Source organism: Candidatus Baltobacteraceae bacterium (assembly GCA_036559195.1).
GTDB lineage: Bacteria > Vulcanimicrobiota > Vulcanimicrobiia > Vulcanimicrobiales > Vulcanimicrobiaceae > JALYTZ01.
Window position 1 is genome coordinate 1 of sequence record DATBTN010000030.1, and the last position, 12,901, is coordinate 12,901.

Annotated in this window: 10 protein-coding genes; 9 read left to right on the top strand and 1 reads right to left on the bottom strand. The window is 65.3% G+C overall.

What is annotated here, in order from left to right:
• Positions 1-42 precede the first annotated feature (42 nt).
• From VIG32_03305 to VIG32_03335, 7 genes are all read left to right on the top strand, one after another.
• On the top strand, positions 43-765 hold the full coding sequence (locus VIG32_03305; GenBank protein HEY8297032.1) for a flagellar biosynthetic protein FliR: 723 nt from the start codon (positions 43-45) through the stop codon (positions 763-765).
• Entirely contained in the window at positions 766-1,779 is a 1,014-nt protein-coding gene (locus tag VIG32_03310) for an EscU/YscU/HrcU family type III secretion system export apparatus switch protein (GenBank protein ID HEY8297033.1), read from the top strand.
• Complete coding sequence (locus VIG32_03315; GenBank protein ID HEY8297034.1) at positions 1,776-3,797, top strand: flagellar biosynthesis protein FlhA; 2,022 nt, start codon at positions 1,776-1,778, stop codon at positions 3,795-3,797. The genes VIG32_03310 and VIG32_03315 overlap by 4 nt, the downstream gene beginning before the upstream one ends.
• Before the next feature lie 116 nt (positions 3,798-3,913).
• Positions 3,914-5,263 (top strand): protein translocase subunit SecD, encoded by a 1,350-nt coding sequence (gene secD, locus VIG32_03320; GenBank protein HEY8297035.1) that lies wholly within the window; start codon positions 3,914-3,916, stop codon positions 5,261-5,263.
• Positions 5,264-5,266: 3 nt separating this feature from the next.
• On the top strand, positions 5,267-6,601 hold the full coding sequence (gene secF, locus VIG32_03325; GenBank protein HEY8297036.1) for a protein translocase subunit SecF: 1,335 nt from the start codon (positions 5,267-5,269) through the stop codon (positions 6,599-6,601).
• 46 nt (positions 6,602-6,647) lie between these two features.
• The gene (locus VIG32_03330; GenBank protein ID HEY8297037.1) at positions 6,648-8,618 is read left to right on the top strand and encodes a helicase-related protein; all 1,971 of its coding nucleotides are present in this window, start codon (positions 6,648-6,650) and stop codon (positions 8,616-8,618) included.
• Positions 8,615-9,535, top strand: coding sequence for an LD-carboxypeptidase (locus VIG32_03335; GenBank protein HEY8297038.1), 921 nt, complete (start codon positions 8,615-8,617; stop codon positions 9,533-9,535). Before VIG32_03330 ends, VIG32_03335 begins: the two co-directional genes overlap by 4 nt.
• Positions 9,536-9,773: 238 nt before the next feature.
• Here VIG32_03335 and VIG32_03340 read toward each other — a convergent pair whose 3' ends face one another.
• Positions 9,774-11,003 (bottom strand): hypothetical protein, encoded by a 1,230-nt coding sequence (locus tag VIG32_03340; protein ID HEY8297039.1) that lies wholly within the window; start codon positions 11,001-11,003, stop codon positions 9,774-9,776.
• 133 nt (positions 11,004-11,136) lie between these two features.
• Here VIG32_03340 and VIG32_03345 point away from each other — a divergent pair, with 133 nt between their 5' ends.
• Together VIG32_03345 and VIG32_03350 are read left to right on the top strand one after the other, a co-directional pair.
• A complete protein-coding gene (locus VIG32_03345) occupies positions 11,137-11,856 on the top strand; it encodes a helix-turn-helix transcriptional regulator (GenBank protein HEY8297040.1) in 720 nt (239 codons plus the stop codon).
• Positions 11,853-12,901, top strand: a 1,049-nt coding sequence (locus tag VIG32_03350) for a hypothetical protein (GenBank protein HEY8297041.1), incomplete at its 3' end; no start/stop codon positions are given. The genes VIG32_03345 and VIG32_03350, both read left to right, overlap by 4 nt.

Genomic DNA, 12,901 nt, shown 5'->3' on the forward strand with positions numbered 1-12,901 from the left:
GACTCTTTACCGACGTGCTCGCCCAGATACCGGCGCTCGTGCGTGGGTAGCGGCGCGGAGTTGCTGGTGTTCGGACGGTGCGTCGGATTCGTTTCGCGCGCGCCGGGGTTCTCGCACCCGAGCGTGCCGCACGCGGCGCGCGCCGGACTCGCGCTCGTGCTCGCCGTAGGCCTGACGCCCGTGGTGCGCGAGATGCACGCGCCCGACGGGATGGCGTTCGTTCTCGCGTTGGCGATCGAAGTCGGCATCGGTGCGGCGATCGGCATTGCGGCGTCGGTGCTGTACGACGGCGCGTATGCGGGCGGCCGCGCGCTCGACGACTACGTCGGCATTCGCGCAAGCGTGCCGGCCGCGCAGTTGTACGCGCCCAGCGGCTTCGGGCGGATCTGGTCCAACGTGTTCCTGGCCGGATTCTTTTTGCTCGGCGGCTATCGGATCGTGATTCTGATGTTCGCGAGAAGTTTCGAGCGCGTACCGCCGGGAGGGCCGATCGGTACCCACGCGCTCGCGCAGTTTGCGTTTGCGCTGCCGGTTGCGATCGTCGAGGCCGCCCTCTTGGTAGCGGGACCGGCGATCGCGCTAGCCTTCGTGTTGCAGGTGACGCTCGGCGCGTTGACGCGGGTCATTCCGCGATTTGCGAGTTTCGCACTTTCGTTTCCGATCGTTTTCTTGGGAGCGCTCGCGGCCACGATCGTCGCGCTGCCGCTGCTGTACGCGCAGAGCGGGCGGCCGTGGCTGTTCTTGCCGTTTTTGGGAGGGCCGTGAATGGCCGACGGCGGCGGAGAAAAACACTTCGAAGCAACCCAGACGCGATTGGAGCGCGCGCGGCGGGAAGGCAATAGCGCGCGTTCGCAAGAGCTTTCGACGATCGGTGCGTTTGCAGCGGCACTCGCCTGCTGCACCGCGATCGCGCGTCCGCTGGGAGCTGCCGCGAGCGCGGCCCTGAGTGCGGCGGCCGCGGGCCGTTGCGATCGCGCGGCGCTGGCAACGATCGTGGCGCTGGCGATGCTGCCGGTCGCGGGCGCCGCGATGGCGAGCCTCGCGATTTCGCTCGTTCAATCGGGTGGGCTGCGGTTCGTTGCGATCTCGGTAAAGCCCGAGCGCTTAGCACCGCAGGAGGGTCTGAAGCGGATCTGCTCGCGCGAAGCGGCGATCGGTGCGGTACGCGCGAGCGCGGCGTTCGCGTGCGCGGCGGCGGCGATCGGGCCGCTGGCCATGCAGATTTGCGGCGCCGCGATGCGCGGTGCGGGCGTCGCGAGCGTGGGTGCGATCGCGTGGGCCGGCGCCTTGCGCGATGCCGCCATCGCCTGCGCGATCGGCGGCGCGTTCGCCGCGCTCGATTACGGCGTGCAGCTTGGGGCCTGGCGCAAGAAGCTGCGCATGTCGTTCGATGAATTGAAACGCGAGACCAAAGAGCACGAGGGCGATCCGTTCGCGCGCGGGCGCCGCAAACAGCTGCATCGGCAATTCGCACGCGGGCAGCTATCGCGGGTGCGCGACGCCGCGTTCGTGATCACCAATCCAACGCATATCGCGATCGCGCTTGCGTACCGGCCGCCCGACGTCGCGGTGCCGCGCGTGCTGGTTCGAGCCGCCGATGCGGCGGCGGCTCGCGTGCGCGAACTCGCGGCGCAGCATCGCATTCCACTCGTCGAGAACGTGCCGCTCGCGCGGGAACTCTACGCCGCCGCTTGGCCCGGCGAGGCGATTCCGCACGCAACCTATGTCGCCGTCGCGGAAATCGTGGCGGCGCTGGCTAAGTCCGGAGCGCTCGGATGAAGCGCTACTCGACGTATGCCTTTGCCGCGCTGCTGCTTTCGATCGTCGCAATTCTGATCGTGCCGTTGCCGCCGTGGCTGCTCGACGTGCTGCTCGGCGTCAACGTGTTCGGGTCGGCGCTGGTATTGCTGTTGAGCGTTACGATCGAGGAGCCGCTGCAATTCTCGGCCTTCGCGCCCGCGCTGTTGGTGGCTACGCTCTTCCGGCTCTCGCTCGACGTCTCGGCGACGCGGCTGATCCTCACGCAGGGGCATATCGCCGGCGGCGTCGGCGCGATCATTCCGGCTTTCGGACAATTCGTGGTGCGCGGAAACTTGGTCGTGGGGCTGATCGTCTTTGCGATTCTGGTGACGATTCAGTTCATCGTCATCGCGAGCGGGTCGCAGCGCGTTGCCGAAGTCGCCGCCCGTTTCACGCTCGATGCGATGCCCGGCAAACAGATGGCGATCGATGCCGACGTGCACGCAGGCGCGCTCGACGCCGACGGTGCGCGGCGCAAGCGCGAGCTGGTGCAGCGCGAGGCCGACTTTTACGGTGCGATGGACGGCGCCGGAAAATTCGTGAAGGGCGATGCGATCGCGGCGCTGGTGATCGTGGCGCTCAATCTGGTGGGCGGCGTCGTGGTGGGCGTAGCGTATCGCGGTATGTCCCCTCTCGACGCGCTCGATACGTTCGCGTTGCTCTCGATCGGTAACGCGCTCGTGACTACGCTGCCCGCGTTCTTACTCTCGACCGCGATGGGCATGATGGTCACGCGCGTTGCGGCGGAAGGCTCGCTCGGCGCCGATCTCGCCGCGCAGCTGTTCGCGCGTCCCGACGTGTTGCGAGTGGCCGGCGGTCTGCTGCTCGCGCTCGCGCTCGTTCCGGCGCTGCCGCGTCCGGTCTTCGTCGTGCTCGGGCTCTGCGCCCTGGGCGGAGCGCAGCTTGCCGCGCGCCGAAACGAACGCGTTAGCGACGACGCGCGCCGTGCGCGCGAGACGGCGAAACGCCAAGCGATACGCCGCCCCGAGATGGCGCTGGGGCTCGTCGGCGTCGATGCGATCTCGATTGAAGTCGGCGCGAACCTCGCGGCGTTGCTGGCTGCGCCGCTCGCCGACGCGCTGCTCGATCGTGTCGGCGAAGTGCGGCGCGCGCTGGCCGCGGAGATCGGCATCGTGCTCCCCGGCGTTCGGCTGCGCGACGATCTCGCGCGCGATCCCGATACGTACGCGATTCGCGTGCGCGACGAACTCGCCGGCGACGGCGTCTTGCTGCTCGAGCAAATGCTCGCGGTCGGCGAGGAGCCGCTGCTCGCGCGCATCGGCGGCGAACTCGCGCGCGAGCCGGTCTACGGCCTGCCCGCGCGCTGGATCGATCCGCGCGAGCGCGAGCGCGCGTGTGCGGCCGGGGCGCTCGTATTCGACGCGATCTCGATCGTCGGTTCGCATCTCGCGGAGGCGGCGCGCACGCACGCAGCGGCGTTGCTGGGCCGTCAAGAACTGCAAACGCTGCTCGAACATTTGCGAGCGAGCGTGCCGACGCTCGTCAAAGAGATCGGCACGGAGGCACTGCCGTTGGCCGCCGTGCAGAAGGCGTTTGCGCTGCTGGTGCGCGAGCGGGTCTGGCCGCGCGATCCGGTCGCGGTGCTCGAGGCGATGCTCGATGCGGCGCCCGAAAGTCGCGATCCGCGGGAGCTGGCCGAGGCCGCTCGGCGCGCGATCGTGCCTTCCCAGTTGCGGCGACGCGGACTGGGCCTACTGGAGCCGCTCTTGCTCGACCCCGAGCTGGAGCGGGCGGTCGCCGGGGGCGGGCCGGAGCCCGAGCTGGCCCTCACGATTCGGGAGCGTGCGGTGGAGTATAAGATGAAGACCCCGGCCGACCGTGCGGCGATCGTCTGCACGGCGGGAGCCCGCCCGGTCCTGGCGGAGTTCTTGTTGCGTTCCGGGGTTCGGCTCGACGTCTACAGCTACGGCGAGCTGCCGCCGGAGCTGGAACTGCGGCCTGCGGGAATCGTGCGAGCGGCCGCGCAGGTCCCCTAAGCCCCCGGGCGAACTTCGGGGAGTTTGACGGCCCTAGCCGGGCCTGCTAAACTTTGTGCGTTTGACGCTGCGGGCGGGCCTACCGCGCCGCGGCGCTGCTTTTCCCCTGGACGGATATGAGCTGGAATAGACTACGGAATCCGATCAAGGCGATCGTCATTGCGGCGATGATCGCCTTTAGCCTCTGGGCGGTTTTACCCGTGCAGAAAAACGTTCACCTCGGGCTCGACCTGAGCGGCGGCGTTCGGCTGCTGCTCCAGCTCTATCCGACTGCCGACGTTCCCAAGATCACCCCGCAGGTGCAGGCGCAGACGCGCGACGTTATCGACAACCGCATCAACAGTCTCGGCGTCACCGAACCGCAGATCACCAACGTCGGTTCGGATCGAATCTTGGTCGAACTGCCGCAGGTGAAGAACCCGGAGCAGGCCGAGCAATTGCTCAAGCAGGTTGCGGTACTCGAATACAAGATCATGCCGCCGGACGTGCTGACGAAGTCGGATGCGGCGCTCGCCGCCTGCACGGCTAACCCGAAGAACACCAAAGCGTGCGATTACGTCAAGATCGGCTCCTACAACGCGAGCGGTCCGGTCGTCTATTCGGGCAAAGAATTAAAAGCCGCGCAAGCCGGCTACGATCAATCGAACAATCCGAACATTCAGTTCCAGACGAAAGACCCCAAGAAGTTCGGCGACCTGACGACGAAGAACGTCGGCAAGCTGCTCGCGATCTTTTTGGATAAGAAATATCTTTCGGCCGCGACGATCCAAAGTCCGATCTTTGGGAGCGGCGAGATCACCGGATCGTTCACGCAAGATTATACGATCACGCTCGCTAACGAACTCAACGCCGGCGCCCTGCCGGTGAGCGTGAAGATCGTTGAGAACGAGACCATCGGGCCGTCGCTCGGCAAGATCGATCTCGTGAAATCGCTCTACGCCTCGATGGTTGGCCTGGGCGTCGTCTTGCTCTTCATGATCCTCGTCTATCGCATGCCGGGGTTCCTGGCCGACGTAGCGCTGATCATCTACGTGCTGATGATGCTCATGGTGCTCGCGATCGCGCACGCAACGCTCACGCTGCCGGGCATCGCGGGCTTCGTGCTCTCGATCGGTATGGCCGTCGATGCGAACGTACTGATCTTCGAACGCTTAAAAGAAGAGATTTGGGCGGGCAAGACGCTGCGCGCCGCAGTGCGCGTTGGTTTCTCGCGCGCGTTTTCGGCCGTCTTCGATAGCCACTTCACCACGATCGTCGGCGCGGGCGTGCTCTACATGCTCGGCACCGGCACGGTGAAGGGTTTTGCGTTCACGCTCTTCTGGGGAACGCTGCTTTCGCTGATTACGGCGGTGTTCATCACGCGATTCTTTATGGACGTGATCGTCGACAACGATTTGATCTCGGCGCCGACCGCGTACGGCGTCAAGGCCGAAGACGTCGGCGTCTTCGCTAAGGTAGGAGCCTAACCGATGTTATTTCGTAGACTCAATTGGAACGTCGTCGGTTGGTTCCGCACCGTCTCCGCGATCTCGTACGTCATCATCGCCATCGGTTTCGCGGCCATGATCTATCACGCGTCGACGGCGCCGGGCGGCGGCTTCCAACCGTCGCACGCGCTGCGGCTCGGCCTCTCGTTTACGGGCGGGACGAGCGTTGACGTTGCCTACACCAAGCCGGTCGCGCAGGATCAACTGCGCTCGGCACTCGTCGGCATCGGCGTCAACGACGCGCGCATTACGACCGTCGGTTCGAACACGGCCGGACTCGCATCGAAGTATTCGATCGATACCCAGGTCGCTTTCGGCAACGACGCGGGCAGGCTGTGGAAGGCGCTCAATTCGGTTGCGCCGGTCGACCGCTCGCTCTCGCAAATCGCCTCGGTCGGTCCGTCGCTCGGTAAAGAGTACCTGACCAAAGCGCTTTGGGCGTTGCTGATCGCGCTCGGCATTCAATTCCTCTACATCGCATTCCGGTTCGGCTGGAACTACATCTTCGGTTTGGTCACCGTCATCGCGCTCGTTCGCGACGCTGCGATGATGATCGGTATTTACGCGATCGCCGACCGGCCGGCCGACGACGCATTCTTGGCAGCGGTGCTCACGGTCATCGGCTACTCGGTTATGGACACGATCGTCATTCTCGATCGAATCCGCGAGAACACGAAGCTGATGGCGGGCCAGGCGTACGACAAGATCGTCAACACCTCGATTCTTCAGACGATGACGCGCTCGTTCAACACGCTCGCAACCGTCGTGATCACGCTCGTCGCGTTGCTCGCGTTCGGCGGCGGCTCGCTCAAGAACTTTGCGTTCGCGCTGCTTGTCGGCATCTGCTCGGGCGGCTACCACTCGATCTTTTACTCGGCCCCGCTCGTGCTCGTCTTCCGCAAACGTCAGCTCGAAGTCGCCGCGCGCAAGCGCCGCGAAGGCGCGGTCGACCGCACGCGTTCGGCGCGCACCGTGGCCGAGGCGAAGTCGCTCGGCTCGCAGGGCGGCGCCGCTCGCGAAGATATCGTTGCGGCCCGCAAAGAACGCCGCGCAAAAGGCAAGTCCACCACGCGGACGACCGCCGGACCCGCGCGTTACAAACGCAAGCGCGACGAAGTCGCCGGCGCGACGGCACTCGACGAGCCGGCGATGGAGCAGGACGACGAGCAGATGGATCCGCTCGACGCGCAAAATGCGGGCATGCACGATGAGGCATTCGATCAAGGTCACGAAGAAGTGAAGCTCAATCTCGAAGGTTTCGAACCCGAGCAGCCGTTGCCGCCGGAGCATGAGTCGGCCCACCCGCACAACAGCTAACCGCGCGTTGCCGCTTCCGACCGCGTCGGAAGCGGCCTTCGAACGCGTGCTTGAGAGCTTTTCCACGGATGCCGACGCGGTTCTTCGACCGGCGCGGCGTGACAAAGAGCCGCCTGGTCATCCTGAGCCTGTCGAAGGGCAGCACGAATCCATCGACGAGTTTGTCGAGCGCGTCTTCGCCGAGCGCGCGCAATACTTGGAGCGCGATCGCTATTCGAGTATCGGCGAAGCGCACGCGTTCCACACCAAGATCGCCGGCGTGTCGTTCGAGGGACGCCAGGACCTGGTAGCGGGCCTGCAAGTCGGAAGCGCGCTAACGCTCGCGCGCCAGCCGGAGAATCCGTACGATCCCAACGCGATCGCGGTGCGATACGGACAGCTCCAAGTCGGCTTCTTGAATAAGGGCATCGCCAAACACTTGGCACCGCTACTCGACGGCGGGACGCGCTACCGCGCGCATATCGAGTCGCTCACCGGCGGACCGTCGGGATCGGGCGAGCGCCATCGCGGCGTCAACATCTACGTCGAGCGCGAATACGAACAAAAGCTGGGCGCGTTCGACATCGCCTCGCGCGCGGTCGCCGACCACGATCAGATTCGCAGCGCCCTCATCGGCGAGCGCCAACCGCGGGATGCGCAGAATGCCGTGCTCGCGCGCGTCGATGCGCGCAAAAACACCCTTGCCGTGCTGGGAACCGGTCGCGGTAAATCGTTTTGCTTTCAATATCCGGCGGCGTATCGAGCGCTCGATGGCGAGCAGAAGACGCTCGTACTCTACCCATTGCGCGCGCTGGCGAACGATCAGTACGAGGCCCTCGTGCGGCGATTCGACGGATTCGGCTTGCGCGTGCTGCGGGCGAACGGTGCGATCTCGTCGCAAGAGCGCGCCGAGCTAATGAGTGCCTTGGAAGACGGCACGTGGGATATCATCCTCTCGACGCCGGAGTTCTTACAGTTTCATCGCGACGCATTTGGCGGCCGCAGCACGCCCTCGTTCGTGGTGGTCGACGAAGCGCACCACCTCTTCGAATCGAATCACCGCGCGGCCTACGGCGCGCTCGGCCGAACGATCGCATCGCTCGGCAATCCGCAGGTTCTCGCATTAACCGCAACGGCCGCCGACGATGCCTTCGATCACATCGTTCGCGAATTGCGGATCGAGGCGTGGGTGATCGACCCGACAGTGCGGGAAAACCTGCATGTGGTGGACGCGCGCGGAAAGCGCGATAAGAATCAGAAACTTGCGTATCTGCGCGAGCTTTTCGCCGACGGCGGCAGAGCGATCGTGTACTGCAATTCGCGCAGCGAGGCGGCCGCCGTCGCCGAGGCGCTGCGAGCGAGCTTCGGCAACGAGGTGATGTTCTATCACGCCGGCATGAACTCGGCGGATCGCGCGCAGGTGGAGGCGCTCTTTCGCAGCAACGGTCTGCGAGTGGTCGTCGCAACGTCGGCGTTCGGCGAAGGGATCGATCTTCCCGACGTTCGGCACGTGGTGCTCTACCATTTGAACTTCGACTTCACGGAGTTTAATCAGCAGGCCGGTCGCGCCGGGCGGGACGGTGCCGACGCGCAGATCCACCTGCTCTTCGGCGAAGCGGATAAGCGGATCAACGAATTCATCATCGACCGGGAGGCGCCGACGATTCACGTCTTACGCGAACTCTACAAAGGCATGCGCGGCTTGGCCGGCGACGGCGTGCTGCGCTCGAGTTTTATCGACGTAGCGCGCACGCTCGATCTCGATAAGGCCAACGAACGCACCGTGAGCATTGCCGTGCGAATCTTCGAAGACGAGGGCCTGGTCGAGGCCGGCATCGACGACGATGGCCGGTTCGTTCGGTTCTTACCGATCGACGGGAAAGTCGATCTCACCAAAAACGAACGCTTCGCCGAGGGCGAAGCCGAGCGCGAAGATTTCGGACGCTTTTGCGACCTGGTACTCACCGCGAGCGCGAGCGCGCTCGAGCGCATCATCAACCGGCCGATCTATCCCGAACGCGTAGCGTTGATTCGATGATCCGCCCGCCCGCGTTACACCCCGGCGATATCGTCGCGCTCATCTCGCCGGCAGGCCCGCTCGCCGATGAGGCGGAGCTCGTTCGTGCCTGCGAGGCCGTTCGATCGCTCGGCTTCGAGCCGCGCCCCGGGCGAAACGCCGCGCGCCGCGACGGCTATCTGGCCGGCAGCGACGACGAGCGCGCGCGGGATTTCAACGAGGCCGCACGCGATCCGCAGGTGCGGGGGATCTTCGCGCTGCGCGGCGGCTATGGCACGATGCGCATCCTCCACGCGCTCGACTACGAAGCGCTGCGGAACGACCCCAAGGTCATTCTCGGTTACTCGGATCTCACCGCCATCCTCAACGCGGTGACCGCGCGAGCCGGCCTCGTAACCTTTCACGGTCCGGTCGCCGCGCTCTCGCAGTTTACACCGGAGGTCGTTGCGGCCTTGCGTCGCGCGGTCTGCATCGCCGAACCGCTGGGAACGTTTCCGATTGAAGACGGCGCGACGATTACCGGTGGGCGCGCGAGCGGTATTCTGCGGGGCGGCAATCTCTCGCTGCTCGCCGGGCTCGTGGGGACGCCGTACGCGATCGCCCTCCGTGAGGCGATCCTTTTCGTGGAAGAAGTGGGCGAAGCGCCCTACAAGATCGACCGCATGTTGACGCAGCTGCGATTGAGCGGCGCGTTCGCCGGACTTGCCGGCATCGCGATTGGACAATGCCGCGACTGCGACGTCGATAGCGAGCACGTCTATGCGCAGATGCCGCTCGCGCGTACGCTGGCCGACCGCCTCGGCGATCTCGGCGTACCGGTCTTCACCGGCGCGCGCATCGGCCACATCGACGAACAATGGACGATCCCAATCGGTGCGCGCGCCTCGATCGACGCAGGCGTTCGCACCTTGCGAATCGACGAGCCCGCCGTTTCATAGGAGCCGGCGTTTTTAGCGCTATAACCCGAGTACCCCGTATTCGTCGGCTCGATTATTGCGGTAAACGTCATAATTTATGCCCTAGCTGCCTCAGGATGGCTTGTACGTTCTCCCACGCATCTGCGCCCAGCTCCTTCGATGGGCTGCCGGCTAACGTGTACTTCTTTCCTGTGGCTGGGTCGACAAAGTGATGATGGCTGCCACGGCTGCCCTTGTAGACGAGCCCGGCATGCCCCCTTCAGGCGAGGACGCGTTCGGCGAGAGCGGCGTCGGTCTCGTTGAAGAAGCGGTTCTGCGTTTCGCTGACCTTCGGAGCCCATGGATCGACTTGCTTCGCGCTGATCGGAAAGTGCGTCGTCGGACCGGCAGCGTCGGCATAGCTCGAGCCGTCGAACGGAGCGAAGTGTTTGCTCTCTTTGTGCGCCACTACGATGCTCGAGACGGCGTTCTCCGCATTGCGCGCGGCGCTGCGGAGCGCTGGCTCTAATCGTTTGTCGGAAGCGATGGTATCGTAAAGCGCGATCGCCGGACGATCCGCGTGCCACGGCATATCCGGCGTCGCATCCGGAAAACGCACCATGCCCGCGTTATGTTTTGCATCGTCGCGAAGAGCTGCAACGGCCTGCGCGTTGCCCTTTTGCGCGCCGATCGCATCGTTGAGCGCCTTAACCGAGGTTTCGACGCAGTGCATCTTCGCGCGGTCGAGATCGAGCACGTCGAAGGCGGCTGCAGGCCCCCACGTGAAGCCGTCCTGCCCGTACTTTTGATGCATGACGTCGTTGACGAGCGCGCGACCCATCGCCGCCGGATCGTTCGGATTCTTCGCGATCGCATCGGCAACGTCGCTTGGAACGCCCGGTGAGACCATCGTTTCGGGGCTCGCCGCCAAGTATCGAACGCCTGCGTGCGAAAGCGCATCTGCGAACCCGAGCGAAGCCATCAAGCATTGGTTCGCAACGACGCCGTCCACTTTGCGATCCGCATCTTCCGGGTGCTCCGCGGCGTGCAGCTTCATGCCGTCCGCGATCGCCTGAGCGATGCTCGGCATCGGCATGATCTGCTTCGCGCTGTCCGCCTCCAGGCCGCCGCCGTCGCCGGCACCGTGATCGGTCAACTCGATCCACGTCTGCTTCGCACCGGATCGCTGCGCGTTATCCAGCGTATCGGCAACGAATCGCGCGAGATTCTTAGGATCCGCCATATCGTGCGGCGTACTTATGCGCGCCTGACCGATTTGGCCGTCAGCAATCGTGAACGAATCCGTGCGCAGCTTGCCTTCGACGATGTCACCGTGCGCGTGCCGAAGCGCCGTCGTATCCTGCACGGTGTACTCGACGCGCGAATCCTTCGCGCTGCTCTGCAGCGCCTGGCCGAGCGTTACGCCCTGCGACTGGTCCAGGTTATTGTCGCCGTCGCGATAGATTCCGAACTCGACCGCCCGCTGCGCCGGCACGATGGTGGTTTGCATCTGTAGCCTCCTCGAAAGTAGTGGTTCCGAAGGTCTACTGCTTACCAAAACGCCTTTGACAAGGGGTCGACGCGGATGGCCGCCCAGCGACACTTCAGGGACGCCTGAACTATCGCCGTGCTATGATCGGACCATGATACGGCGAACATCCACCCGCCATCGGGCCGATCCAAACGTTGCCGCCGTTGGGGCGCTCATCGGCGATCCCGTTCGCGCCGCAATGCTCGTCGCGTTGCTCGATGGACGCGAGCATCCGGCATCGGAGCTGGCGTTTCACGCGGGGGCTTCGCCGCAGGCCGCTAGCGCGCACCTCGCAAAGCTCGTCGCCGGCGGCCTGCTGCACGCCACGGCGGCCGGGCGGCAGCGATTATTCCGCCTCGCATCCGCCGACGTGAGCCGCGCGCTCGAGGCGCTTGCCGCAATTGCCGGCAGCGAGCCGATCCTCGGCTTAAGTCAGAGCGTCGCGATGACGAAGTTGCGCGAAGCGCGCTCGTGCTACGATCATCTCGCGGGGCGCCTCGGCGTAGCGATCACCGAACGTCTCGTCGAACGTGGCGCGATTCGAGCGGCAGGCGACGGGTTCGATCTCACGCCCGGCGGGGCGCGATTCTTTGCGAGGCTGGAGGTCGATGTCGATCGCGCCCGCACCGGCCGGCGAACCTTCGCGCGAGCGTGCACCGATTGGACCGAGCGGCGCGCGCATCTCGCGGGGAGCCTCGGCGCGTGCGTTCTCGATCGCTTTCTTTCGGCGCGCTGGCTCGAGCGCAACGGGCACGATCGCGCGCTGCACGTAACGCCGGCCGGCCGCGCCGAATTTACGCGCCGCTTCGGCGTTCGGTTCGAACGCCCGTGAGCAGCGAATACGACCCGATCGGCGCGGTGACCGCAGCGAACCCCTATCCGTATTACGCGAGCTTGGTTTCGGAACGCCCGCTCTTTCGTGACGAACGTCTCGCGATGTGGGTTGCGGCCAGCGCAGAGGCGGTCGAGGCAGTTCTGTCGTGCCCGGTCATGCGCGTTCGCCCGATCGGGCAACCGGTTCCGGGGTCCATCGCCGGCACGGGCGTTGGCGAGATATTCGGACGCCTCGTACGTATGACCGACGGCCCATCGCACGTTGCGCTAAAAGGGGCCGTCGGCACCGCACTGGACGGAACCGATTGGAACGAGCTTGCGGCAACGAACGACCGCTGCGCGCGCTTACTATCGAAGGCGCTCGCCATCGACGACCCGGCGGCCATCGCATCGTACGCGTTCGAATATCCCGCCCTCGTGACGGCTGCGACGCTCGGCCTGCCGCTCGAGCGCGCAATGCGGGCGACGTCGTGGACTCGCGAGTTCGTTCATGCTATTTTCCCCGCCAGCGGGCCGGGCGAGATTGCACGAGGCGTTTCTGCGACCGTTGCGCTGCGGGCGGCTCTCGCCGAAGAAGTGGAACCGCATTCTCTTTGCGCACGGCTTTTGCGCGAAGCGCGAAAAAGCGGAATCGGGGACGATGTGGCGGTCGCAAACGCGATCGGGTTCTTGCTGCAAGGGTACGAGGCTACGGCGGGACTGATCGGCAATACGCTCGTCGCGCTCGCGCGCCGCCCCGAGTCGCTGCGCCGATCGCTCGCCGGCGAAATGGAACTCTTGCACGCGTTCGTGACCGACGTGGTACGGGACGACGCGCCGGTTCAAAACACCCGCCGATTTGCCGACCGCGACGTGAAGTTGATGGGTTCGCAGATCGCGCGCGGCGATGCCGTCCTCGTCGTAGTGGCAGCGGCCAACCGAGACCCGCGCGCCACGCGCACATACACGTTCGGTCTCGGCGCGCACGCGTGCCCGGGCATGCGAATGGCAACGACGATTGCCGCCGCCGGAGTCGCCGGTCTACTCGGCGCTGGCGTCGATGT